This is a genomic window from Streptomyces sp. NPDC048291, assembly GCF_043201715.1.
Classification (GTDB): domain Bacteria; phylum Actinomycetota; class Actinomycetes; order Streptomycetales; family Streptomycetaceae; genus Streptomyces.
Map to the genome: position 1 here is coordinate 858,579 of NZ_JBICZC010000001.1, position 24,774 is coordinate 883,352.

Here is a 24,774-nt window from a genome sequence, read left to right on the forward strand (position 1 = left end):
ATGCACGCGTCATGGGAGCGCTGGTCGGCTGCACGGCCCTGGTGCTGGCCGTGACCGGAAACGCCCAGGCCGCGGCCCCCCACCGGGTCGCGCCCGACCGGCAGGTGCTGGCCGCGAACGACGGCTGGGGAGCGGCCGGCACCGGGACCTCCGGCGGGGCCGCGGCCGACGCGGCGCACGTGTACACCGTCACCACCTGGGACGAGTTCAAGGCCGCCCTCGCCGACGGCGGCAGCGCGCCGAAGATCGTCAGAGTCGTGGGGACCATCGACGCGGACGGGCCGAGTTGCGCCTCGTTCGCCGTGCCCGGCTACGACTTCGACGCCTACCTCGCGAAGTACTCACCCGAGGCCTGGGGGCGCTCCACCAACCTCGACAACGAGCCCGCCGACAGCCCGGAGGGGCTGCGCCGCGCGTCCCAGGCCGCCCAGGACGCCTACATCAAGGCGTTCGTCCCGGCCAACACCACCATCGTCGGCGTCGGCAAGGACGCCGGTTTCAAGGGCGCCAGCCTGCAGATCAAGGCCGTCGACAACGTCATCGTGCGCAACCTGGGCTTCGAGAGCCCCCTCGACTGCTTCCCGCAGTGGGACCCGACCGACACCGCCGACGGCAACTGGAACTCCGAGTACGACAGCGTCGACATCTACGGCGGCACGCACGTCTGGATGGACCACAACACCTTCACCGACGGCGACCACCCGGACAGCACCCTGCCGTACTACTTCGGGCGGATCTACGAACAGCACGACGGCGAGATGGACATCGTCAAGGGCTCCGACCACATCACCGCCTCCTGGAACGTCTTCGCGGACCACGACAAGACGATCCTCGTCGGCAACAGCGACAGCGCGTCCACCGCGGCCGTCGACCGGGGGCACCTCAAGGTCACCTTCCACCACAACCTCTTCTCGAACCTGGTGGAGCGGGCACCCCGGGTGCGGTTCGGACAGGTCGACTCCTACAACAACCACTTCGTCGCCGAGGACGGCTACGGCTACAGCTACGGCATCGGGATCGAGTCCCAACTCGTAGCCGAGCACAACGCGTTCACCCTGCCCGACACCGTCAGGGCGGGCTCGATCCTGAAGAAGTGGAACGAGTCGACGCTCACCGCCGACGACAACTACGTCAACGGTGAACCGACGGACCTGATCGCGGTCCACAACGCGCAGATCCCGGCCGAGACCCTCACGGCGGGTTCGACCTGGACCCCGACCCTGCGCACGAAGGTCGACCCGGCACCGGCCGTGCCGCGCATCGTCGACTGCGGCGCGGGCGCCGGTCACCTGCGCTGACGCGCGTCCGTCGCGGCCGGGGCGCGCACCGGAGCCCGCCCCGGCCCCACCCCCGCACGGCAAGGAGTACCGCCACCCCCTTCCCCTCCTCTCCTCCTCAAGGAGCACCCGCATGTCCTCGCCCCACCTTCCCCTGTCCAGACGAGGTCTCCTCGCCGCGGGCGCCGGGGCGGGCGCCGCGCTCGCCCTGGCCGCCCTCCCCGCCCACGCCGGCGCCCGCCCCTTCGGGCGGTACGGCTCCCCGGAGCGCCGCCGCACCCCGCAGACCCTGTACGTCGACCCGCACGGCCGCGGCGACTTCAGCACCGTCCAGGCCGCCGTCACCGCCGCCACCGGCAGCGGCCGGACCCTGGTCCTCGCCCCGGGCGTCTACCGAGAGACGGTCGCCGTCGACACCACCCGCACCGGGGCCACCTGGATCGGCGCCGCCGAGGACCCGGGTGCCGTCGTCATCGTCTTCGACCACGCGGCCGGCACCCCCAAACCCGGCGGCGGCACGTACGGCACCACCGGCTCCGCCACCGTCACCGCGCAGGCCGACGGCTTCACCGCTCGCTGGATCACCTTCGCCAACGACTGGCTGCGCGCCGACCACCCCGACATCACCGGCACCCAGGCCGTCGCCCTCAAGGTGCAGGGCGACCGCAGCGCCTTCCACGACTGCCGGTTCCTCGGCCACCAGGACACCCTGTACGCCGACTCGACGGCCCTGGGCGTGTTCGCCCGGCAGTACTTCGCGCGCTGCTACGCCGAGGGCGACGTCGACTTCGTCTTCGGGCGGGCCACGGCGGTGTACGAGCACTGCCACTTCCGCACCCTGAACCGGACCGACCTGGCGGCCGCCCCGTACGGGTTCGTCCTCGCGCCGTCGACCGCGGCGGCCAACCCGTACGGCTACCTCGTGAGCCGGAGCCGCATCAGCGGCGAAGCCCCGGCCGCCGCCTACAAGCTGGCCCGCCCCTGGGTGCCCAGCTCCGACACCACGGCCCGCCCCTCGCTCGTCGTCCGCGACTCGTACCTCGGTCCCGGCATCGACGCCGTCGCGCCCTACACCAACATGTCGGACGCCTTCCCCTGGCAGAGCCAGCGCTTCGCCGAGTACCGCAACTCCGGTCCCGGTGCCGCGATCACCGTCCCCGGAAACCGGCCCCAACTCACCGCCGAACAGGCCCGGTCCGCGACCCGGGAGGCCTACCTCGGTGACTGGACGCCCTGGAAGGAGTGCTGACGTGCCGACCCGACGCGCACTTCTCGCCGCCGGAGCGGCGGCGATGGCCATGGGCTCGGCCACGGCCTTCACCCGAGACCGCCGTACCCTGCACGTCCGCCCCGGCGACTCCGTGCAGGCGGCCGTGGACGCGGTCCCGGGCCCCGGCTGGACGATCGTCGTGCACCCGGGGACCTACCGCGAGGTCGTCGACGTGCCCGCCGGGAAAGAGGAGTTGACGCTGCGCGGCGCGAGCCGCGACCCGCGGGCCGCCGTCATCGTGTACGACAACGCCAACGGCACGCAGAAACCCGACGGTTCGGGTACCTACGGCACGGCCGGCTCGGCCACCTTCACCTCGGCGGCGCCCGGGCTCGTGGTCCGCGATCTCACCCTCGCCAACGACTGGCTGCGCGCCGACCACCCGGAGATCACCGGCACCCAGGCCGTCGCCGCGTATCTGACCGGGGACCGGACCCACGTCGAGAACGTGCGGCTCCTCGCCCACCAGGACACCCTGTTCGCCGACACCACCGAACTCGGCTCCTTCGACCGGCAGTTCTTCCACCGCTGCCACATCGAGGGCGACGTCGACTTCGTCTTCGGGCGGGCCACGGCGGTGTACGAGCACTGCCACTTCCGCACCCTGCAACGGGACGTGGCCTTCACCCCCAAGGGCATGGTGTTCGCCCCCTCGACCGCCCGTGCGAACCCGTACGGGTTCCTCGCCGTCCGCTGTCGGTTCTCCTCCGGCGCGGAGGACGGGGCGTACAAGCTGGCGCGGCCCTGGGTGCCGACCTACGAGACCACCGCGTGGCCCTCGCTGGTCGTGCGGGACAGTCGCATCGGCCCCGGGACCGACCCCGTCGCGCCCTACACGAACATGCGGGAGGCCTACCCCTGGCAGTCCATGCGGTTCCGCGAGTACCGCAACTCCGGGCCGGGCGCGGTCATCACCGTGCCGTCGAACCGGCCCCAGCTCACCGACGCCGAGGCCCGGTCGCACACCCCCGCGGCCTACCTCGGCGACTGGACACCCGTCCGCTCACTCTGAATCCCCCTGATCGACGAAAGGACCCGCACGTCATGCGTCGTATCAGCACCTTCACCGCCCTCGCCGTGACCACGGCCTCGCTCGGACTGGCCGTCGTCGCCACCCCGGCGCACGCGGCGACCGTCGTGGTCAGCAACTCCACCGACCTGTCCAACGCCATCAAGAACGCCACCGCCGGCACGGTCATCCAGGTCCGCGGCGGCACCTACTACCCGACGGCCACCCTCCAGTCCACGGCCAACGGCACCTCGTCCGCGCCGGTCACGCTCACCGCGTACGGCTCGGAGACGGTCAAGATCGACGGCTCGTCGCTGCCCTCCGGCCAGTGGATCTTCAAGCTGACCGCGGACTACTGGAACGTCTCGAACATCACCTTCCAGAACTCCCCGGACAGCGCGGTGGTCTGCCAGTCCTGCACCGGGACGAACTGGAGCAACATCAAGACCATCGACGGCGGCGACTCCGGCTTCACCCTGACCGGGGACGGGACCGTGAACAACACGGTCAAGAACCTCGACTCGTACGGCAACTACGACGCCGCCACGCACGGCCAGAACGCCGACGGGGTCGCCATCAAGTTCGGCTCCGGCACCGGCAACCTCGTCACCGGAGCCCGCCTGTACAACAACTCGGACGACGGGATCGACCTGTGGTCCTTCTCCTCGCCGGTCACCATCGAGCACACCTGGTCCTTCGGCAACGGCGTCAACCGCTGGGGCGACTCCGCCTTCGAGGGCAACGGCAACGGGTTCAAGCTGGGCGGCAACGGCGTCACCGTCGCCCACGCCGTCAACAACTCGGCCGCCTGGGGCAACTCCGGCAACGGGTTCACCGAGAACTCCAACACCGGCGCGATCGTCATCAACCGCACCACCGCCTACGCCAACGGCGGCTGGGGCTACTACTTCGCCACCAGCGCGGCCCGGCTCGGCAAGAACCTCGCGGTGAGCAACGGCAGCGGACTGGTCAGCAAGGGCTCCTCGGTGGTGTCCGCCGGCAACAACTGGGACAGCGGCGTCTCCACGCCGTCGTTCGTCTCCACGGACGCCTCCACCACGTACAACGCCCGTAAGTCGGACGGCTCCCTGCCCGCGACGACGTTCCTCACGACCAGCAGCACCACGATCGGCGCCACGATGAACTAAGCGGAGTCCTCCGTTCAGGGCGCTTGACCCGGTTTTTGCCTGTGGATGAGGTATCGATCAGGCAACGGGTCTCGCGCCCGCCAGGGTGACGCGCGTAGAACTCCTGTCATGCATAAGTCACTTCGGATCGCGGCGATCACCGCCGCCTGTGCCGTGGCCGGGGGCGCCCTCTACGGCGCCGGCGCCGCCACCGCCGGTCAGTCGACCGCGAACTCCACCCACGAGCCGTACAACATCGGGCTCCTGGTGAAGGACATCGACACCTACTACGGCACCACCGCCGACGCCGCCGGCGTCTACCAGGCGTCGCCGGACAGCCCGTACGCCAAGGACCTGGCGCGCGTCGACACGGCCGTCGAGCGGCAGATCGACAAGGCCGCGCGCAAGGCCCACCGGCACGGCGAGAAGCCCGCGATCGTCTTCGACATCGACGACACGCTGCTGCTCAGCCTCGACTACGAGAAGCGCTACAACTACACGTACAACGGCACCACCTGGGCCGACTACGTCAACAAGGCCGACCGGCCCGGCGTGTTCGGCAGTGCCGAGCTCGTGCGGTACGCCGAGAGCAAGGGCGTCGAGGTCTTCTACAACTCCGGTCTGAGCGAGGCGCAGCGCACCGCCGCCGTCGAGAACCTGAAGAAGATCGGCGCCGACGTCAACCTCGACGCCGCCCACATGTTCCTCAAGGACAAGGCCAACCCGCCGTCCTACCTGAGCGCCTGCGCCACCCCGGGCGCCTGGAACTGCACCACCGTGCAGTACAAGTCCGGCACCCGCAAGCACATCGAGAAGGACCTCGGGTACGAGATCGTCGCCAACCTCGGCGACCAGTACTCGGACCTGGACGGCGGCTACGCGGACCGCACGTACAAGCTGCCCAACCCGACGTACTTCGTGTCGTAGGCGCAGCAGTGGTCGTAGCCGAGAAGGGCGGCAACCCTTTCCGGCCACGGCGGCGACTGGGAGACAGAAACGGGCCGGGGCGGCCCCTCCGGCCCGTTTCGCTCCCATCGTCAAGGAAAGGAACGGCCAGTGCGCTTCAGCACCGGACGCCACCGCAGGACGCGTACCCTCTCGATCGCCGCCGCGGTGGCCGTCGCCGCGGGCGCGAGCGGCGTCTACCTCGGCCTGTCGAACGGCGGTGCCCAGGCCGCCACCAGCACGGTCACCGTCTCCACCACCGCACAGCTGGAGTCGGCCGTCGCGGGCGCCGCCGCCGGTACCGTCATCCAGGTGCGCGCGGGCACGTACTACCCGACCGCCACGCTCAAGTCGACTGCCAGCGGCAGCAGTTCGAACCGCATCACGCTCAAGGCCTACAGCGGCGAGAAGGTGCGGATCGACGGCTCCAAGCTGCCCGCCGGCCAGTGGCTCACCGGGATCTACGGCAGCTACTGGACCGTCCAGGACCTCACCTTCCAGAACTCCCCGGCCCAGGGCTTCGTCGTCACCTCGTCCACGGGCGGGATCTTCAAGAACCTCGTCACCGCGGACAACGGCGACTCCGGGTTCACGCTGCGCGGCGACGACACCGTGGACAACCTCGTCCAGAACCTGGACAGTTACGGCAACTACGACAAGGCCGGGCACGGGCAGAACGCCGACGGCATCGCCATCAAGTTCGGCTCGGGCAGCGGCAACAAGGTCACCGGCGCGCGTCTGTACGACAACTCGGACGACGGCCTGGACCTCTGGCAGTTCTCCTCGCCGGTCAGGATCGAACACAGCTGGGCCTTCGGCAACGGCAGGAACCGGTGGAACGACTCCGCGTTCGAGGGCAACGGCAACGGGTTCAAGCTGGGCGGCGGGGGCGTCGCCGTCGCGCATGTCGTCAACGACGACGCGGCCTGGGACAACACGCTGAACGGGTTCACCGAGAACTCCAACACCGGGGCGATCGTCCTCAACCGCAACACGGCCTACGCGAACGCCCAGGCCGGGTTCTTCTTCGAGACCGGCAAGGCGCGGCTGGCGCGGAACCTCGCGGTGGGCAACGGGGGCGGGGCGGACAAGCTGGGGTCCCGGGCGGTGTCGGCGGCGAACAGCTGGGACGGCGGGGTGAGCGTGCCGGGGTTCAGGTCGACGGACGCGACGTCCGCGTACGCGGCGCGGCCGACGAGTGGGGCGTTGCCGGTGACGGTGTTTCTGACCACCGGGTCGGCTGCCATCGGATCCACCATGGACTGACGGGTGCGTTGCGGACCGCGGGGCCGTGGGGGCTGGTCGCGCCCACGCGGCGGCAGCCGCAGATCAAACACAGCCCCGCGCCCCCTTTCGGGGCGCCGATGTCCCGTCGGTCAGGAGTCACCCTCACTGTTTGTGTGCGTCGCGAAATTGCCCGTCACCGCGTACTGCTTGCCGGACGCCGTGCCGGTGATGGTGTAGGTGTCCTGCTTCGCGTCGCGGCCGCCCTGCTGGTGGTTGTACTGGCCGGCGAACACCCACTCGCCGGTGGCGACCTTGCTGCCGGGCTTGAGGGTCCAGGTGTAGACGAGGAAGCCGTCCTGTTCGGTGACCGACTGGGTGAAGTCGGTCTCCGGCAGGGAGCGCCATGCTCCGGCGTCGGTCACCCCGCCTGTCTGGGCCACCTTCAACCGGACGGTGAGCGCGGTCAGTTGGCCGGAGGTCTTGAGGGTCACGTCGGACTGCGCCCAGAAGTCGTTGCTGTGCGGGTCCACCGAGCCGTCCGACCAGAGCGGGCCGTCCTGTTCGCCCCGGGCGACGGGCGCCGCCGGGGTGGCGGAGGCCTTCGCGGTCGCCGAGGGCGTCGGGCTCGACCTGGGGGAGGAGTGGGCCGAGGGCACGCCCGGGGCCGGCGGGGCGGCCGTCCGGGACGGCGGGCGGCTGGTCGCGTCCGGGGACGCGGAGGGCGTCGGGGACACCGCGACCGTCTTCTCGGTGGGCGGGTCCTTCACGGCCGAGGCGACCGCGTAGCCGCCGACCCCGAGGACCGCGGCGACCGCGGCCGTGGCGCTGACCACCCGGATCCAGCCGAGGACGGGGGGAAGGGCGGCCCGATGGTCCGGGCGTCCCTGCGCGGCCATGCCCCGCTCGACCCGGGCCAGGATGCGGGCGCGGTCGGGTTCGTGCGCCTCGGCCGCCCCGTGCAGCCGGGCGCGCAGCTCGTCGTGCACGTCCTGCTGGCTCATCGGTTCCCTCCTCCGCTCTCACCGGTCCGCGGCGCCATCACCGCGTGCACCCGCTGCGGAACACCCTGGGAGTCGCCGAGCAGCCGCTGCAGCTCCGCCATGCCCTTCGACGTCTGGCTCTTAACCGTACCCACCGAGATCCCGAGGGCGAGCGCGGTGTCCTTCTCCGACAGGTCGAACGCGTGCCGGAGCACCACGCACGCCCGCTTGCGGAACGGCAGGCGGGCCAACGCCCCCTGGACGTCCACCACTCCGGCGACGTCCGGGTTCTCGGCGGTCTCCTCGCGGTGCGACCAGAACAGGGCGATGCGGCGCCGCTCGCGCACGGCGCTGCGGATGCGGGTCCGGGCCAGGTTGGCGACGACACCCCGGGCGTACGCCACCGGATGGTCGGCGGCCCGCACCCGGTCCCAGCGGTGCCACAGCGCCAGCAGGGCGTCGGCGGCCAGATCGTCGGCGGCGTCCGCCTCACCGGTCAACAGATGGGCGAGACGCGCGAGTTCGGCATAGTGGCGTTCGAAGAAGGCATGGAACTCCACGGAGGCGGCGTCGTCGACGACTGTGCCCACGGGTGACCTCTTCTGTCAGGGATTCTGTGTCATGTAGATGACATGCGGTGACATATGGATGTCCGGAGGAACGTTCCGGCGAGATCCGGAGCGTAGCAGTGATCATTTCGTGTCCGTCGTACGGGGGTTCGGTGTGCTCCGTGCGAGGGGCCGGACGCGGTGTGGTCCACCGAACCACACCGGGCCCGATTCCGTAACACGGGGAAAACCTGAAACCGGTGCGACGCGGGAACAATCCAGCCAGCATCCGCACACGCACGCTCAGGGGACGAGGAGTTCGACCATGTCCGAGACGCAGAAGGCGGCCCGGCCGCAGGGGGCCGCGCCACCTGCCGGGAACGGCGTCGACCGGTTCTTCAGGATCTCCGAACGGGGATCGACCTTCGGCCGGGAGATACGCGGCGGCTTCGCCACGTTCTTCACCATGGCCTACATCCTTGTCCTGAACCCCATCATCCTCGGCAGCGCCAAGGACAAGTTCGGGCACACCCTCGACACCGGCCAACTCGTCACCGCCACCGCACTGGTGGCCTGTGTGATGACGGTCGTCATGGGCGTCGGCGGCAACCTGCCCCTGGCGATCGCGGCCGGCCTCGGCCTCAACGCCGTCGTGGCCTTCCAGCTGGCGCCGCTGATGAGCTGGTCCGACGCCATGGGCCTGGTCGTCCTCGAAGGCCTGCTGATCTGTGTACTGGTCCTGACCGGCCTGCGCGAGGCGATCATGAACGCCATCCCGCAGCAGCTGAAGCAGGCGATCGGCGTCGGCATCGGCCTGTTCATCGCGTTCATCGGCTTCGTCGACGCGGGCTTCGTCAGCCGGATCCCGGACGCGGCCGACACCACCGTGCCGGTGCAGCTCGGTGCCGTCGGACGGCTCACCGGCTGGCCCGTGCTCGTCTTCTGTGTTGGCGTGCTCCTGACCATCGCGCTGGTCGCGCGCAAGGTGAAGGGCGCGATCCTGATCAGCATCGTCACGATGACGCTGGTGGCGATCGTCATCAACTCCGCCGCCGACATCAAGAGCTGGGGCCTGACCACGCCGAAGATCCCCGACAAGATCGTGGGCACGCCCGACTTCGGGCTCATCGGTCACTTCAGCCTGTTCGGCGGCTTCGCCAAGGCCGGTGTCCTCACCGCCGTCCTGCTGGTCTTCACCCTGATCCTGTCCGACTTCTTCGACGCCATGGGCACGATCGTCGGCATCAGCGCGGAGGCCGGACTGCTCGACGAGCAGGGGCAGGTGCCGGGCATCGGGCGGGTGCTGTTCATCGACGGCGCGGCGGCGGTGGCCGGCGGCCTCGGCTCGGCCTCCTCCAACACGGCGTACATCGAGTCCGCGGCGGGGGTGGGGGAAGGGGCCCGCACCGGCTTCGCCAACCTGATCACCGGCGGCATGTTCGGCCTGGCGCTCTTCCTGACCCCGCTGCTCACCATCGTCCCGCTGCAGGCGGCGGCGCCCGCGCTGATCGCCGTGGGCTTCCTGATGATGACCCACGTCAAGCACATCGACTGGGACAAGTACGAGATCGCCATCCCGGCGTTCCTGACGATCGCCGCGATGCCGTTCACCTACTCCATCACGGACGGCATCGGGGCGGGGTTCCTGGCGTACGTCGTGATCAAGGCGGTGCTGGGGAAGGCGAAGGAGGTCAACTGGCTGCTGTGGGCCGTGTCGGCGCTGTTCCTGGTGTACTTCGCGATTGATCCGGTGGAGCAGGTTCTGGGCGTGAAGTAGAGGGTGGGGCGCGGGTGCGTCGTCGGCCGCGGGTTCGTCGTGGCTGGTCGCGCCCGCGGGGCGGTAGCCGCAAATCGACTACCGCCCCGCGCCCCTACGGGGGCGCTTTACTTCAACGCCGCCTGCATCATCGCCTTGGCCACAGGGGCCGCAAGGCCGTTGCCGCTCACTTCCGACCTCGCCGCGTCCGACTGCTCGACCATCACCGCCACCGCGACCTCCTTGCCGGTGCTGTCGGACTTGCCGTACGACGTGAACCAGGCGTACGGCGTCTCGCTGTTGTTCTCGCCGTGCTGGGCGGTGCCCGTCTTGCCGCCCACCGTCACCCCGTCGATGAGCGCGTTCGTACCCGTGCCCTCCTTGACGACCGTCTCCATCGCGGACTGCAGCTGTTCCGCGGTCGAGGAGCTGACGATCTGCTCGCTGCTCGTGTCGTCGTCGTAGTTCTTCAGCACGTCGCCGCCGCTGTCGGTGATCTGCGAGACCATGTGCGGGGAGACCAGCTTGCCGCCGTTGGCTATGGCGGCCGACACCATGGCCATCTGGAGCGGGGTCGCCGTGACGTCGAACTGGCCGATGCCGGAGAGACCGGTCTGGGCCTTGTCCATGTCCTTGGGGTAGACGCTGGCGTAGGCCCGCACCGGGATGTCCAGCTTGTCGTCGTTGAAGCCGAACTTCTCGGCCATCGCCCTGACCTTGTCCTGGCCGAGGTCGACGGCCATCTTGCCGAAGACGTTGTTGCAGGAGTAGCGCAGGGCCGTGCGGATCGAGGCGTCCTCGCAGGGCGCCGAGGCGCTCTCGTTCCGCAGGGGGGTGGTCGTGCCCGGCAGGGTGTACGGGTTGGGGCTGTCGGTCTTCTTGTCGACGTTCGGGTAGAGGCCGTCCTCCAGCGCGGCCGCCGCGACCACCAGCTTGAACGTCGAGCCCGGCGGCAGCGGCTGGCGCAGCGCCCGGTCGGTGAGCGGCTTGTCGCTGTCGGCGTTCAGCTTCTTCCAGGCCGTGCCGGCGGTGTTGGCGTCGGTGAGCGCGGAGGGGTCGTACGACGGGGTCGACACGGCCGCCAGGATCTTGCCGGTCTTCGGGTCGATCGCGACCGCCCCGCCCTTCTTGTCGCCGAGCGCGGCGTACGCCGCCTTCTGGACGGCCGGGTCGATCGTCGTGATCACGTTGCCCGGCTCGGCGCGCTCGTCGGTGACCGTGTCCATCACCGTCTTGAGCCGGGTGTCGGTGCCGTTGAGCAGGTCCTGGTAGACGCCTTCCAGCAGGGTCGGGGCGTAGGCCTGCGAGGCGTAGCCCGTCACGGCCGCGTAGAGCTTGCCGTTGGTGTAGGTGCGCTTGTACTTGAGATCGCTGTTGCTCAGGGTCTGTGCCGAGCCGGTGATCGACTCACCGGCCACGATGATGTTCCCGAGCGGCTGTGAGTACGTCTCGATGACGTTGCGCCGGTTGTTCGTGTCGTCCGCGAGGGCCTGACCGTCGTAGAACTGCACCCATGTCGCCCTGACCAGCAGAGTGACCACGAGCAGCAGTGCGAAGACGGACGCCCGCCTGATCGTCTTGTTCATCCCGCTCAGACAGACGATCGAAAGCGGGGTCCTCGTTCCCGTTCGGCCGAATTCTCATCGAGTCTCGTCGATTCTCATCGGCCGCTCAGACGGGGAGCCGGAAGGCTAGAGCCGTCGCGTCGCCAGTGTCAGGCGGTCCCGGGCGTCGAACAGGGCGTCCTTGATCATCTGTTCGTGGGCGGGGGTGAGGCGGGCCACCGGTACCGAGCAGCTGATCGCGTCGCGGGCCGGGGTGCGGTACGGGATCGCCACCCCGAAGCAGCGCAGCCCGAGCGTGTTCTCCTCGCGGTCGATCGCGAAGCCCTGCTCGCGGATCTGGTGCAGCTCCTCGATGAGCTTCTCGCGGTCCGTGAGGGTGTGCTCGGTCAGCGCCGGGAGCGTCTCCGGCAGCAGCTTGCGGACCTGCTCGTCGGTGTGGGTGGCGAGCAGCGCCTTGCCGAGCGAGGTGGAGTGCGCGGGCAGCCGGCGGCCGACCCGGGTGAAGGGGCGGAGGTAGTGCTGGGACTGGCGGGTGGCCAGGTAGACCACGTTCGTGCCGTCGAGGCGGGCGAGGTGGATGGTCTCCGTGGTGTCGTCGGAGAGCCGGTCCAGGGTCGGACGGGCCGCCGCGACCACCTCGTCGCCGTCGATGTACGACGTGCCGACCAGCAGCGCCCGCACCCCGATGCCGTACCGGGTGCCGGTCGCGTCCGTCTCCACCCAGCCCAGCTCCACCAGCGTGCGCAGCAACATGTAGAGGCTCGACTTGGGGTACCCGACGGCCTCCTGGACGGCCGCGAGGGAGTGCATACCGGGCCGGCCCGCGAAGTACTCCAGCAACTCCACGGTCCGTACCGCGGACTTGACCTGTGCCCCGCCGCCTGTCTCGCCTGCCGACATCGCCCTTGACCCCTTCGTTGGACGAGAAACCGAGGTTATAGTCTCCAACAGCATATTCATCATCAGAGACAGCGTTCAGTATATCGAACACTCCTGGTGAATGACCCGGATATAACCCGGATATGACCGGGATACTGCGGCAGAACGCAACTCATGGAGGGACCCGCGGTGGCAGCAGCACCAGTCTGGAGCGTCGACCCGCGCACCGGGAAGCAGCGTGAGCAGGTTGCGGTGGAGGCCACAGCCGAGGAGGTCGACACCGTCGTCACGGCCGCGCACGCCGCCCGCGGCTCCCTCGCCGACCGCACGGTCCGCGCGGCCTTCCTGCGCTCGGCCGCCGCCGGACTCGACGCGGCCAAGGACCGGCTGGTCGAGGCCGCCGACGCGGAGACCGCGCTCGGCCCCGTCCGGCTGACCGGGGAACTCGCCCGTACCGTCTACCAGCTGCGCGCGTTCGCGGACATCGTCGACGAGGGCGCCTTCCTCGACGTCATCATCAACCACCCCGACGCCACCGCCACCCCGCCCGTCCCGGACCTGCGCCGCTACAAGGTCCCGCTGGGCGTCGTCGCCGTCTACTCGGCCTCCAACTTCCCCTTCGCCTTCTCCGTCGCCGGCGGCGACACCGCGAGCGCGCTGGCCGCCGGCAACCCGGTCGTCGTCAAGGCCCACCCCGACCACCCGGCTCTGTCCGAGCTGGTCGCGAAGGTGCTGCGCCGGGCCGCGGCCGGGCACGGCATCCCCGAGGCCGTGGTCGGTCTCGTGCACGGCTTCGAGGCCGGCATCGAACTGATCAGGCACCCGCTGGTCGCCGCGGCCGGCTTCACCGGTTCCGTCCGGGGCGGCCGGGCGCTCTTCGACGCGGCCGCCGCGCGTCCGGTGCCGATCCCCTTCCACGGCGAGCTGGGCTCCCTGAACCCGGTCCTCGTCACCGAGGCCGCGGCCACCGAGCGGGCCGAGGAGATCGGCACCGGGCTCGCCGGGTCGATGACGCTGGGCGTCGGGCAGTTCTGCGTGAAGCCGGGTCTGGTCCTGGTGCCGGCCGGCGCCGCCGGGGACGGCCTGGTCAAGTCCCTCACGGACGCGGTCAGCAACACCGACGCGGGCGTGCTGCTCGACCACCGGATGCGGGACAACTTCGTCGCCGGGGTCGCCGAGCGCACCGAACTCCCCGACGTGGAGAGCCCGGTGACGCCGGGCGCGGGCGGCGAGCACACCGTGAGCCCCGGGTTCCTGACGGTGCCGGCGGGCAGGCTGACCGAGGCCGGGGCGTACGACCTGCTCCTGGAGGAGTGCTTCGGTCCTGTGACCGTGGTGGTCCGCTACGAGGACCGGGGCGAGGCGACGGCGGTGCTGTCGCGGCTGCCGGGAAACCTCACGGCGACGGTGCACGTCTCCGCCGAGGAGGCCGCGGGGGAGGGGCTGGGGGCGGAGATCCTCGCGGAGCTCACGCCGCTGGCGGGCCGGGTCCTGGTGAACGGGTGGCCGACGGGGGTCGCCGTGGCCCCGGCCCAGCATCACGGCGGGCCGTACCCGGCGACCACCTCCACGTCGACCTCCGTGGGCGGCACGGCCATCGAGCGGTGGCTGCGGCCGGTGGCCTATCAGGGGGCGCCGTCGGCTCTGCTGCCGGCGGAGCTGAAGGACGAGAACCCGCTGGGGCTTCCGCGGCGGTTCAACGGGGTTCTGGAGCGGTAGCGCCGTGGGGGAGTGGGGTGGTTCGGCGGCTGCGGGGTGTCCGTGGTTGCCCGCGCCGTTCCCCGCGCCCCTTTCGGGCGCGCCTGCCCGTGCGCACGTCGAAAAGATCTGCTGACACAATTCCGCCATGGACCTGGAACTTCCCGAACTTCCTTTTCCCCTCCGTACCTACGGGCCCGACGGGCACTGGTTCCACGAGGGCGGGGTGCTCACCGGGTGGGCCGGGGCCCGGCAGGACCGGTTCGTCTCGCCCACCGGGGAGGCGCTGGACCCCGCCTCGGACGCGCCCCGGCTGCTGGGGGCGCCCGAGGGGGACTTCCAGCTGATCGCCCGGGTCACCGTCGGGTTCGGTGCCGCCTTCGACGCCGGTGGGCTGTACGTCCACGTCGGCGACCGGGCCTGGGCCAAGCTCTGCCTGGAGAACTCCCCGGACGTGCCCACCGTCTGCACGGTGGTCACCCGGGGGCACTCGGACGACGCCAACGCCTTCACGGTGGAGGGGAGTTCTGTCTGGCTCCGGATCAGCAGGACCGGCCGCGCGTTCGCCTTCCACGCCTCCCGCGACGGCAAGAAGTGGGTCTTCGTCCGGCTGTTCACCCTGGGCGCAGAGAAGGAGACGGAGGACGCGCTGGTCGGCTTCATGACCCAGTCGCCGATGGGCGAGGGCTGCGTGGTGACCTACGACCACATCGAGTTCAGGCCCGACTGGCCGGCCGACCTGCGCGACGGAAGCTGATCACGAGGGCGGCCGGCGTGGAACCGGTGCGGGCGTCGGTACGTCCTCCGTTGCATGACCAGTGATCACGTGAAGGGGATGCGGGTGATCCGTACGGCGGTGTCCGCCGAGGCGGAGGCCATCGCCGTGCTGCACCGGCGGGCCCGGTCGACGTACTACCCGGAGGGTCTCCCGGACGACGGCGTGGACTGGACGGCCGCCTGGCGGGGTGCCGTCGAGCGGCCGGACGGGCAGGTGCTGTGCGTGGTGGAGGCGGGGGCGATCATCGGGGTCGCCTCGTTCCGCACCCCGGAGGGTGCCACCGCCGAAACGGTCAAGCTGTTCCAGTTCCACGTCGACCCCGACCGCTGGCGGGCCGGTGTCGGCACCGCCCTGCACACCGCCTGTCTGGAGTGGTGGCGGGCCGACGGCAGAGGGACCGCCGTGCTGGACGTGCACGTCGACAACCGGCGGGCCCAGGCCTTCTACGCCCGCCAGGGCTGGGTGCCGGACCCGGAGAACCCGCCGGCCGAGGGGGACCACCACCTGTACCTGCGGTACACGGTGGGCGGGGAATGAAGCCGGCTGTTTGAAGGTTCAGGTAGTTGCAGGGTTTACCGTCGCTACCTGGAGAGCCGAGAACATGCGCGTCGAGATCTGGTCCGATATCGCTTGCCCCTGGTGCTATGTCGGAAAGGCGCGCTTCGAGAAGGCGCTCGCGGCCTTCCCGCACCGCGACGACGTCGAGGTCGTGCACCGCTCCTTCGAGCTGGACCCCGGCCGCGCCAAGGACGACGTCCAGCCGGTGCTCGCCATGCTCAGCAAGAGGTACGGCATGAGCGAGGCCCAGGCCCAGGCGGGCGAGGAGAACCTGGGCGCGCAGGCCGCTGCCGAGGGTCTCGACTACCGGACCCGGGACCGCGACCACGGCAACACCTTTGACATGCACCGGCTGCTGCACTTCGCCAAGGAGCAGGGCCGCCAGGACGAGCTGATCCAGATCCTGTACCGGGCGAACTTCGCCGAGGAGCGGTCCGTCTTCAGCGAGGGCGAGGACCGGCTCGTGGCGCTGGCCGAGGAGGCGGGGCTGGACGCGGCGGCCGTGCGCGCGGTGCTCGCCGACCCGTCCCGCTACGCCGACGACGTCCGCGCCGACGAGCGCGAGGCCGCCGAGCTCGGTGCGAACGGGGTGCCGTTCTTCGTCCTCGACCGGAAGTACGGGGTCTCGGGCGCCCAGCCCGCCGAGGTGTTCACCCAGGCGCTCAGCCAGGCCTGGGGCGCGCGTTCCCCGCTCAAGCTGATCGACGAGGGCGGCGCGGAGGCCTGCGGTCCGGACGGGTGCGCGGTGCCGCAGCACTGAGGCAGGCACGGAGAAGGGCGCTGCGGGAGGCATGGCGAACGGCGCTGAGAACGTGCAGGTCAGGGGCGTCGTATAAGCATCGCTTAGCGGTTCCGGGTAAAAATCCGCAATGGACGGGGGGTTCCCGGGGCCGCAGAGTGGACGTATGGAGACCACGGAGACGTTCGAGAGCCTCGTCCGCGCCGAGTTCGCCCCGCAGACCACCTACCTCAACACCGCCAGCAACAGCCTGCTGCCCGCCCGTACCGTGGCCGCCCTGCACGAGGCGGCGCTGCTGCGGGCCGAGGGCCGGGCCCTGACCTCGTTGTACGAGGACGTGGAGGCGTGCCGGGCCGCCTACGCCCGGCTCGCCGGAGTCCCGGCCACCCGGGTCGCGGCGGGTTCCTCGGTCGCCGCGCACTCCGGCGTGATCGCCGCCTCGCTCCCGGCCGGTGCCGAAGTCCTCACCGCGGAGGACGACTTCACCTCCGTGCTGAACCCGTTCCACGTCCGCGGCGACCTCAAGGTCCGCGCGGTGCCGCTGGAGCGCCTCGCCGAGTCCGTCCGGCCGGACACCGCCCTCGTCGCGGTCAGCGCGGTCCAGTCGGCGGACGGCCGGCTCGCCGACCTGCCCGCCCTGCGCGAGGCCGCCCGCGCGCACGGGACCCGCACCTACGTCGACTTCTCCCAGGCCGTCGGCTGGCTGCCGATGGACGCCGACGCGTACGACTTCACCGCGACCGTCTCCTTCAAGTGGCTGCTCGGCCCGCACGGCGTGGCCTTCCTCGTGCTCCCCGAGGACTTCGGCGGACTGACCCCGCTGCTCGCGGGCTGGGTCGCGGGCGAGGAACCGTGGGACAGCTGCTACGGCCCGGTCGCCGAACTCGCCCACTCCGCCCGGCGGTTCGACCTCACCCACGCCCTGTTCACGTTCGCCGGCCTGCGCCGCTCGCTCGACCTGCTCGAGGAACTCGGGATGCCCGCCGTGCACGCCCACGACGTGGGCCTCGCCGACCGGTTCCGCGCCGGGCTCGCGGCCCTCGGGCACGAGCCGGTGCCCGCCCCCGGCTCCGCGATCGTCTCGGTCCCCGGGCTCGGGGGCCGCCAGCCCGAGCTGAGCCGGGCCGGCATCGAGGTCTCCAACCGTGCGGGCAACCTGCGCGCGGCCTTCCACCTCTTCAACACGCCCGCAGACGTGGACCGCCTGCTCGACGCCCTGGCCGGCTGACCGACGGCACGGCCGGGCCGGGACCCCCCGTCCCACACGAGGAGATCCCGGCCCGGCGGCTCACTGAACGGTCACCTCACCGGCGTGAAGTCCCGTGCCCCGATGAACTCCGGCCGCCGCACCGGCGCCGCGAACGGCTCCACCGCCGCGTTCTCCACGCTGTTGAAGACGATGAAGACGTTGCTGCGCGGGAAAGGCGTGATGTTGTCGCCGGAGCCGTGCATGCAGTTGCAGTCGAACCAGGTCGCCGAACCGGCCCTGCCGGTGAACAGCTTGATGCCGTACTCGCCCGCCATCGCGGTCAGCGCATCGTCGGACGGTGTGCCCGCGTCCTGCATCTGCAGGGACTTCTTGTAGTTGTCCCTGGGCGTGGCGCCGGCGCAGCCCAGGAACGTCCTGTGCGAGCCCGGCATGATCATGAGCCCGCCGTTGGTGTCGTGGTTCTCGGTCAGGGCGATCGAGACGGACACGGCCCGCATGTTCGGCAGGCCGTCCTCGGCGTGCCAGGTCTCGAAGTCCGAGTGCCAGTAGAAGCCGCTGGCCCCGAACCCCGGCTTGACGTTGATCCGGGACTGGTGGACGTACACGTCCGAGCCGAGGATCTGCCGGGCCCGGCCGACCACCCGCTCGTCGTGCACCAGGTTCGCGAAGACCTCGCTGATCCGGTGCACCTCGAAGACGGACCGGATCTCCTGCGACTTCGGCTCGATGATCGAGCGTTCGTCGGCCCGGATCGCCGGGTCGGCGATCAGCCGCTCCAGCTCCTGCCGGTACACGGCGACCTCGTCGTCCCCGATCAGCTGCTCGACGGCGAGGAAACCGTCGCGCTCGAACGACTCAAGGCGGTCCGTGGCGATCGGTCCGGGCGCGCCGGGCGCCGACCAGACGACCGGGTCCTTGCGGGGGAGGGTGACCTCGACGGGGCCGCGGCTCGGGTAGAGGTCGGTGAGCGTGGTCATGGTCAGCCCTCCTCCGTCAGCAGGGGATAGACGCCGTTCTCGTCGTGGTCCTCCCGCCCGGTGACCGGCGGGTTGAACACGCAGATGCAGCGGAAGTCCTCCTTGACGCGCAGCGAGTGCCGCTCGTGCCCGTCGAGGAGGTACATGGTCCCGGGCGTGATCGTGTACGACGTCCCGGTCTCGCGGTCGGTCAGCTCGGCCTCGCCCTCGACGCAGACGACGGCCTCGATGTGGTTGGCGTACCACATCGACGTCTCGGTGCCCGCGTAGAGGATCGTCTCGTGCACCGAGAAGCCGACCCGCTCCTTGGCGAGGACGATGCGTTTGCTCTCCCAGGTCCCGGACGCGGCCTTCACATGCCGGTCGGTGCCTTCGATTTCCTTGAACGATCGGACGATCACGGTGGTGTACAGCCTCCTTGCTCGATCTTGGTCAGGCGGTTTCCCGGACGGCCCGGGCGACGACGCTGAGGCCCTCGTCCAGCTCGTCCGGGGTGACGGTCAGGGCGGGCAGCAGTTTGACGACCTCGCTCTCCGGCCCCGACGTCTCGATGAGCAGGCCGAGTTCGAAGGCGCGTTTCGCGATCCGCCCGGCCCGCTCCTTGTCGTGGAACTCCAGGCCCCACACCAGGCCCCGCCCCCGGTACTCCCGCACGTCGGCGAGGTTCTCCTCGACGATCGCGATGAGCCCCTGCTCGATCTGCTCGCCCTTGGTCCGGGTCTGCTTCTCCATCGCCGGGCCGTCGGTCCAGTAGCTCTCCAGGGCGGCGGTCGCGGTGACGAAGGCGGGGTTGTTGCCGCGGAAGGTGCCGTTGTGCTCGCCCGGCTCCCACACGTCCAGCTCGGGCCGGAACAGGCACAGCGACATCGGCAGCCCGTACCCGCTGATGGACTTCGACACCGTGACGATGTCCGGGACGATCCCCGACTCCTCGAAGGAGAAGAAGGCGCCGGTCCGCCCGCAGCCCATCTGGATGTCGTCGACGATCAGCAGCATGTCCTGCCGTTCGCAGAGTGCCTTGAGGGCGCGCAGCCACTCGGGCCGGGCGACGTTGATGCCGCCCTCGCCCTGCACGGTCTCCACGATCACCGCGGCCGGCTTGTTGAGCCCCGACCCCTGGTCCTCCAGGAGCCGCTCGAACCAGAGGAAGTCCGGCACGGTCCCCTCGAAGTAGTTGTCGAAGGGCATCGGCGTGCCGTGCACCAGCGGGACCCCGGCCCCGGCCCGCTTGAACGCGTTGCCGGTGACCGCGAGCGAGCCGAGGGACATCCCGTGGAAGGCATTGGTGAACGACACGATCGCCTCGCGCCCCTTCACCTTCCGGGCGAGCTTGAGTGCCGACTCGACGGCGTTCGTCCCGGTGGGCCCCGGGAACATGACCTTGTACGGCAGCTCACGCGGCCGCAGCACCAGGTCCTGGAACGTCCGCAGGAACGACCGCTTGGCCGTCGTCGACATGTCCAGGCCGTGGGTGACGCCGTCGCGTTCCAGATAGTCGAGCAACGCCCGTTTCAGCACGGGGTTGTTGTGGCCGTAGTTGAGTGATCCGGCGCCGGCGAAGAAGTCCAGGTACGCGTGGCCGTCCTCGTCGTACATGCGGCTGCCCCGGGCCCGGTCGAACACCGTCGGCCAGCTGCGGCAGTAGCTTCGGACCTCGGACTCCAGGGTCTCGAAGACGCTCAGGTCGGGCTGGGTGATGGTCACGTCGGGGCTCCTCAGTGCGATGTGGGGGTCAAGGGGCCGATGCGGTACAGGACTTCGGGGTCGTGCGGACCGTCGGGGAACTCACCGGCCTCGAACAGCACCGTGCGTTCGACGACGGCGTCGTGCCGGGCGGCGTACGAGGTGAACAGGCGCTCGGAGGCGGTGTTGCCGGGCGTGATGGTGGTCTCGACGGCGGTGAGCGGCCGGTCGGCGGCCACCCGTGCGGTGAGCCCGTCCAGCAGCCGCGCCGCGATGCCGCGCCCGCGCTGCGCGGCGTCCACGGCCACCTGCCAGACGAGCAGGGTGTCCGGCCGGTCGGGCCGGGTGTACCCGGTCACGAACCCGACGGGCTCGCCGTCCGCGCCGCGCGCCACCGCCGAGGTGCCGGCGAAATCCCGGCACCACAGCAGATAGCTGTACGAGGAGTTCAGATCGAGGCTTCCGGAATCCTTGGCGATACGCCAGAGAGCGGCACCGTCGGTCACCAGCGGGCGGTCGACGATCAGGTCTGCTTGTGGGGCAGTCATGTGGATCGAATTTAGCGAGGCAAATGCAAAAACGCACGGCAGGTCGAGTTGAGGGCTCGACCTGCCGTACCTGTATGTACCGATATGACCCACCGCAAAGTGGGCAAATGGCCCCCTTATGTGGAGTGCGTCACAGGGTTGAAACCCGGATGAAATTCCCCCGGTTTAGCTCTGCAAAAAGCGGGCAGGAGAACTCGGGTAAGCCATCGAAAAAAAGGGAATTCGAAATTGCTTTGAATTCGGCTACCGCCAGGCGGAATCCACGGCCCGCCGGGCGCCCGCAAGGTCCACCGGCAGCCCCCGCTTCGCCAGCCCCGCACCGAGTGCCGCCAGACTCGACCCGACGGCGCCGGCCGTCGCGTCCAACCCGTAGTGGTTGACCCGGATCATCTCTCCGGCCAGCGCGCCTCCGCCCGCCGCCAGCGGCAGGGCGCCGTCGTCCGCCAGTGCCTCGGCGACCAGCTCCGAGGCCACCACGCCGGCCGGCACCCGCAGGGTCGTGGCGACCGGCGCCGCGTCCGACTCCGCGTACACGTACGGCTCCAGGCCGCCGCCCAGGGCCACCGCCCCGGCCCGGGTGGCCAGCGCGGCCGTGCGGTGCCGCCGCATCACCGTCTCCAGGCCGTCCGCCTCGATCCGCTCCAGGCACGCCTCCAGCGCCAGCATCTCCAGCTGGGCCGGCGCGTGCAGCAGCACCTTGCGGCCGGCGTCGACCCAGCGCTCCTTCCAGTCCGGCAGGGAGAGGTAGGAGCGGCGCGGGGCGTGCGGGTTCGCCGCCATCCGGGCCCAGGCCCGTTCGCTCACCGAGACCGCCGAGACGCCGGCCGGGCCGCCCATCGCCTTCTGCGCCCCGATCACGCACAGGTCCACACCCCACGCGTCCGGCAGCACCGGCTCCGCCCCGACCGAGGCGACCGCGTCGAGGTAGAAGAGGGCGCCCTGCTCCCGTACCGCCTCGCCGATCTCCGCGACCGGGTTGGTGTTGCCGGTGGCCGCCTCCGCGTGCACCAGGGAGACGAAGTCGATCTCCGGGTGCTCGGCGAACGCCTCCCGGATCTGTCCGGCCGTCACCACCGTGTGGAACGGCACGGCGAGGTCGATCACGGTCGCGCCGCAGTCCCGCAGCCAGTTCCCGAAGGTCTGCCCGTACGGACCGGTGATCACGTTCAGGGCGACCGTTTCCGGCCCCGCCGTCGCCCGGATCGCGCCCTCCAGGGGCAGCAGCGCCTCGCCCTGCATGATCACCACGTCCTGGCGGGTATCCAGCAGCCGGGCCACCCGGTCCTCGATCGCGGCGAAGTGCGCGGCGCTCAGCGGGGTCAGGTCGAGGAAGGGGTGGGTCACGGCGGTGCTCTCTTCGGTCGGGACGGGGGAGATCCAGATGAGCGTAACCGGCAGGGGGATCACCGGCCCTGACCGGCGACTTCTTAGGCTGGACGGCTCCAAGACCATCGGTTTGATTTGAGAGACCCAAACATCTCCTTATAATCGGAACCCGCAGAACCGGAACCCAAAGCTCCCCCACAGATTTCTGGAGGTCTCGTGACCACGCTCCTCGGGCGCCGCCGGGCTCGCGCCCTGGCCGCCGTCACCGCCGCGGCCGGGCTGGCCCTCGTGGCCGGCTGCACGTCGAGCGGCAACGGCTCCAGCGCCTCCAGAACGGCCGCGGGCGGGGTCGAACTCGTCAAGGCCGGCCAGCTCACCACCTGCACCCACCTGCCGTACCCGCCGTTCCAGTCGGAGATCGACGGCAAGGTGCAGGGCTTCGACGTGTCGATGATCGACCTCGTCGCCAAGGACCTCGGCGTGAAGCAGCAGATCCTCGACACGCCGTTCGAGAACTTCAAGACCGGCGCCTTCCTCAACTCCGGCGAGTGCGACCTGGCCGCGGCCGGCATGACCATCACCGCCGAGCGCAAGAAGAACGTCGACTTCTCCGCCCCGTACTTCGACGCCACCCAGGCCCTCCTCGTCGACAAGAACAGCGGCATCACCTCGCTGGCCGACGCCAAGGCCAAGAAGGCGAAGCTCGGCGCCCAGGCGCAGACCACCGGCGAGGACTACGTGCAGAAGCAGGGCTTCGACCCGGTCTCCTTCGAGTCCTCCGACGCCGTCCTCAACGGCCTGCGCACCGGCCAGGTCAAGGCCGTCGTCATCGACTACCCGGTGGTCCAGGGCTGGCTCAAGGACAAGGCCAACGCGGACGCCTTCCAGGTCGCCGGCAACATCAACACCGGCGAGCAGTACGGCTTCACGGTGAAGAAGGGCAACACCAAGCTCCTCGCCGCCATCGACAAGGCGATCGCCGACGCCAAGGCCGACGGCACGTACAAGAAGCTGTACGAGAAGTGGATCGGTCCCTACGACGCCTCGGCCGCGTCCCCCGCCGCCTCATGACCGCAGACACGGACACCGGACTCCGGCCCCGCAGGAAGGGGCTGTCCCGGCGGCAGAAGCGCCGGCTGTCGCGCGGGGCCCAGTACGTCGTCTTCGTCGCCGCCGTGGTCGCGTTCGCGGTCGGCGCCGACTGGGGACGGCTGCAGAACCAGTTCGCCCAGTGGGACATCGCCCGGCAGATGTTCCCGGACGTCATCACGCTGGCGCTGAAGAACACCGTGCTCTACACGGTGTCCGGCTTCGCCGTCGGCCTGGCGCTCGGCATGGTGATGGCGCTCATGCGGCTGTCGTCGGTCGGGCCCTACCGCTGGCTGGCCGGCGTCTACATCGAGATCTTCCGCGGCCTGCCCGCCCTGCTGATCTTCATCTTCATCGGCGTCGCCGTCCCGCTCGCCTTCCCCGGCACCGAGATCATCGGCGGCACCTACGGCAAGGTGGCCCTCGCGCTCGGCCTGGTCGCCGCCGCCTACATGGCCGAGACGATCCGCGCGGGCATCCAGGCGGTCCCCAAGGGGCAGCTGGAGGCCGCCCGTTCGCTGGGCTTCTCCCCGGCCCGCGCGATGGTCTCGATCATCATCCCGCAGGCCTTCCGCATCATCCTCCCGCCGCTGACCAACGAACTGGTCCTGCTCTTCAAGGACTCCTCCCTGGTCCTCTTCCTCGGCGTCACCCTGGAGGAGCGCGAACTGTCCAAGTACGGCCGCGACCTGGCCAGTACGACCGCCAACTCCACGCCGATCCTCGTCGCCGGCCTGTGCTACCTGCTGGTCACGATCCCGCTCGGCTTCGTCGTGCGCCGCATGGAGGCGAAGGCCCAGGAGGCCGTCAGATGAGCCGACCCGAGATCGAGGTGAAGGGTCTGCACAAGTCCTTCGGCGACAACGAGGTGCTGCGCGGCATCGACCTGGAGATCGGCCAGGGCGAGGTCGTCTGCGTCATCGGCCCGTCCGGCTCGGGCAAGTCGACGCTGCTGAGGTGCGTCAACCTCCTCGAAGAGCCGACCCAGGGGCAGGTGTTCGTCGGCGGCACCGAGTTGACGGACCCCGACGTCGACATCGACGCCGTGCGCCGCCGGATCGGCATGGTCTTCCAGCAGTTCAACCTCTTCCCGCACCTGACCGTCACCGAGAACCTCACCCTGCCGCAGCGCCGGGTGCTGCGCAGGGACAAGGCGACGGCGGCACGGGTCGCCGCCGAGAACCTCGCCCGCGTGGGCCTCTCCGAGAAGGCGGACGCCTACCCCGCCTCCCTCTCCGGCGGCCAGCAGCAGCGCGTGGCCATCGCCCGCTCCCTGTCCATGGGCCCCGAGGTGATGCTCTTCGACGAGCCGACCTCCGCCCTCGACCCGGAACTGGTCGGGGACGTCCTGGCGGTGATGCGGATGCTGGCGCAGGAGGGCATGACCATGATGGTGGTCACCCACGAGATGACCTTCGCCCGCGAGGTCGCCGACCGGGTGGTCTTCATGGACGGGGGAGTCGTGGTCGAGGACGGCAGGCCGGACCAGGTCATCGGCAACCCCACCCACGCCCGCACCCGCCACTTCCTCTCCCGGCTCCTGGACCCGGCCATGGCCCAGGTGGAGGAGGAGACCCCCGACTAG

Annotated in this window: 24 protein-coding genes; 15 read left to right on the plus strand and 9 right to left on the minus strand. The window is 70.3% G+C overall.

Translation table 11 applies throughout. The annotated features are described in order from the left end of the window. Positions 1-11: 11 nt before the first annotated feature. The 6 genes from ACGF5O_RS03765 (at position 12) to ACGF5O_RS03790 (ending at position 6,894) form a co-directional block, all read left to right on the plus strand. Positions 12-1,298, plus strand: coding sequence for a polysaccharide lyase family 1 protein (locus ACGF5O_RS03765; protein ID WP_393808282.1), 1,287 nt, complete (start codon positions 12-14; stop codon positions 1,296-1,298). A 112-nt stretch (positions 1,299-1,410) separates the two neighbouring features. Then, positions 1,411-2,526, plus strand: coding sequence for a pectinesterase family protein (locus ACGF5O_RS03770; protein ID WP_393808283.1), 1,116 nt, complete (start codon positions 1,411-1,413; stop codon positions 2,524-2,526). Between the two features lie 49 nt (positions 2,527-2,575). Continuing rightward, the gene (locus tag ACGF5O_RS03775; RefSeq protein ID WP_393808413.1) at positions 2,576-3,559 is read left to right on the plus strand and encodes a pectinesterase family protein; all 984 of its coding nucleotides are present in this window, start codon (positions 2,576-2,578) and stop codon (positions 3,557-3,559) included. 32 nt (positions 3,560-3,591) lie between these two features. Next, positions 3,592-4,704 carry a chondroitinase-B domain-containing protein gene (locus ACGF5O_RS03780; protein WP_393808284.1) on the plus strand — a complete coding sequence of 371 codons (1,113 nt, stop codon included), beginning with the start codon at positions 3,592-3,594 and terminating at the stop codon, positions 4,702-4,704. A 108-nt stretch (positions 4,705-4,812) separates the two neighbouring features. Continuing rightward, the gene (locus ACGF5O_RS03785; protein WP_393808285.1) at positions 4,813-5,610 is read left to right on the plus strand and encodes an HAD family acid phosphatase; all 798 of its coding nucleotides are present in this window, start codon (positions 4,813-4,815) and stop codon (positions 5,608-5,610) included. Positions 5,611-5,739: 129 nt separating this feature from the next. After that, positions 5,740-6,894 (plus strand): right-handed parallel beta-helix repeat-containing protein, encoded by a 1,155-nt coding sequence (locus ACGF5O_RS03790; protein ID WP_393808286.1) that lies wholly within the window; start codon positions 5,740-5,742, stop codon positions 6,892-6,894. A gap of 110 nt (positions 6,895-7,004) precedes the next feature. Here ACGF5O_RS03790 and ACGF5O_RS03795 read toward each other — a convergent pair whose 3' ends face one another. Further along, the gene (locus tag ACGF5O_RS03795; RefSeq protein ID WP_393808287.1) at positions 7,005-7,856 is read right to left on the minus strand and encodes a hypothetical protein; all 852 of its coding nucleotides are present in this window, start codon (positions 7,854-7,856) and stop codon (positions 7,005-7,007) included. Next, positions 7,853-8,425 carry a SigE family RNA polymerase sigma factor gene (locus ACGF5O_RS03800; RefSeq protein ID WP_393808288.1) on the minus strand — a complete coding sequence of 191 codons (573 nt, stop codon included), beginning with the start codon at positions 8,423-8,425 and terminating at the stop codon, positions 7,853-7,855. Before ACGF5O_RS03800 ends, ACGF5O_RS03795 begins: the two co-directional genes overlap by 4 nt. 283 nt (positions 8,426-8,708) lie before the next feature. Here ACGF5O_RS03800 and ACGF5O_RS03805 point away from each other — a divergent pair, with 283 nt between their 5' ends. Next, a complete protein-coding gene (locus ACGF5O_RS03805; RefSeq protein ID WP_393808289.1) occupies positions 8,709-10,160 on the plus strand; it encodes an NCS2 family permease in 1,452 nt (483 codons plus the stop codon). Positions 10,161-10,267: 107 nt separating this feature from the next. Here ACGF5O_RS03805 and ACGF5O_RS03810 read toward each other — a convergent pair whose 3' ends face one another. Continuing rightward, complete coding sequence (locus ACGF5O_RS03810; RefSeq protein WP_393808290.1) at positions 10,268-11,725, minus strand: peptidoglycan D,D-transpeptidase FtsI family protein; 1,458 nt, start codon at positions 11,723-11,725, stop codon at positions 10,268-10,270. Positions 11,726-11,830: 105 nt separating this feature from the next. Next, complete coding sequence (locus ACGF5O_RS03815; RefSeq protein ID WP_351694752.1) at positions 11,831-12,604, minus strand: IclR family transcriptional regulator; 774 nt, start codon at positions 12,602-12,604, stop codon at positions 11,831-11,833. Positions 12,605-12,772: 168 nt separating this feature from the next. On the opposite strand from ACGF5O_RS03815, the gene ACGF5O_RS03820 reads away from it, so the two are divergent. From ACGF5O_RS03820 to ACGF5O_RS03840, 5 genes are all read left to right on the plus strand, one after another. Continuing rightward, complete coding sequence (locus tag ACGF5O_RS03820; RefSeq protein ID WP_393808291.1) at positions 12,773-14,302, plus strand: aldehyde dehydrogenase (NADP(+)); 1,530 nt, start codon at positions 12,773-12,775, stop codon at positions 14,300-14,302. 127 nt (positions 14,303-14,429) lie between these two features. Beyond that, entirely contained in the window at positions 14,430-15,038 is a 609-nt protein-coding gene (locus ACGF5O_RS03825) for a DUF1349 domain-containing protein (protein ID WP_393808292.1), read from the plus strand. A 54-nt stretch (positions 15,039-15,092) separates the two neighbouring features. Next, complete coding sequence (locus ACGF5O_RS03830; protein ID WP_393808293.1) at positions 15,093-15,596, plus strand: GNAT family N-acetyltransferase; 504 nt, start codon at positions 15,093-15,095, stop codon at positions 15,594-15,596. Between the two features lie 64 nt (positions 15,597-15,660). Further along, positions 15,661-16,377, plus strand: a complete 717-nt coding sequence (locus tag ACGF5O_RS03835) for a DsbA family oxidoreductase (protein ID WP_393808294.1) — start codon at positions 15,661-15,663, stop codon at positions 16,375-16,377. Between the two features lie 145 nt (positions 16,378-16,522). Next, a complete protein-coding gene (locus tag ACGF5O_RS03840) occupies positions 16,523-17,584 on the plus strand; it encodes an aminotransferase class V-fold PLP-dependent enzyme (RefSeq protein WP_393808295.1) in 1,062 nt (353 codons plus the stop codon). A 71-nt stretch (positions 17,585-17,655) separates the two neighbouring features. Here the strand turns inward: ACGF5O_RS03840 and thpD are convergent, their stop codons facing one another. From thpD to ACGF5O_RS03865, 5 genes are all read right to left on the minus strand, one after another. Next, positions 17,656-18,543 (minus strand): ectoine hydroxylase, encoded by an 888-nt coding sequence (thpD, locus tag ACGF5O_RS03845; RefSeq protein WP_393808296.1) that lies wholly within the window; start codon positions 18,541-18,543, stop codon positions 17,656-17,658. 2 nt (positions 18,544-18,545) lie between these two features. Then, on the minus strand, positions 18,546-18,944 hold the full coding sequence (locus ACGF5O_RS03850) for an ectoine synthase (protein ID WP_393808297.1): 399 nt from the start codon (positions 18,942-18,944) through the stop codon (positions 18,546-18,548). Between the two features lie 31 nt (positions 18,945-18,975). Further along, positions 18,976-20,247, minus strand: coding sequence for a diaminobutyrate--2-oxoglutarate transaminase (ectB, locus tag ACGF5O_RS03855; RefSeq protein ID WP_393808298.1), 1,272 nt, complete (start codon positions 20,245-20,247; stop codon positions 18,976-18,978). Between the two features lie 11 nt (positions 20,248-20,258). Continuing rightward, positions 20,259-20,774: a diaminobutyrate acetyltransferase gene (gene ectA / locus ACGF5O_RS03860; RefSeq protein ID WP_393808299.1), complete on the minus strand. Its 516-nt coding sequence runs from the start codon at positions 20,772-20,774 to the stop codon at positions 20,259-20,261. A gap of 243 nt (positions 20,775-21,017) precedes the next feature. After that, complete coding sequence (locus tag ACGF5O_RS03865; RefSeq protein WP_393808300.1) at positions 21,018-22,118, minus strand: pyridoxal-phosphate-dependent aminotransferase family protein; 1,101 nt, start codon at positions 22,116-22,118, stop codon at positions 21,018-21,020. Between the two features lie 198 nt (positions 22,119-22,316). On the opposite strand from ACGF5O_RS03865, the gene ACGF5O_RS03870 reads away from it, so the two are divergent. Genes ACGF5O_RS03870 through ACGF5O_RS03880 form a run of 3 tightly spaced genes read left to right on the plus strand, consistent with a single transcriptional unit; the run spans position 22,317 to position 24,774 of the window. Continuing rightward, positions 22,317-23,171 (plus strand): ABC transporter substrate-binding protein, encoded by an 855-nt coding sequence (locus ACGF5O_RS03870; protein ID WP_393808301.1) that lies wholly within the window; start codon positions 22,317-22,319, stop codon positions 23,169-23,171. After that, on the plus strand, positions 23,168-24,004 hold the full coding sequence (locus tag ACGF5O_RS03875; RefSeq protein WP_393808302.1) for an amino acid ABC transporter permease: 837 nt from the start codon (positions 23,168-23,170) through the stop codon (positions 24,002-24,004). Before ACGF5O_RS03870 ends, ACGF5O_RS03875 begins: the two co-directional genes overlap by 4 nt. After that, on the plus strand, positions 24,001-24,774 hold the full coding sequence (locus tag ACGF5O_RS03880) for an amino acid ABC transporter ATP-binding protein (protein WP_393808303.1): 774 nt from the start codon (positions 24,001-24,003) through the stop codon (positions 24,772-24,774). The genes ACGF5O_RS03875 and ACGF5O_RS03880 overlap by 4 nt, the downstream gene beginning before the upstream one ends.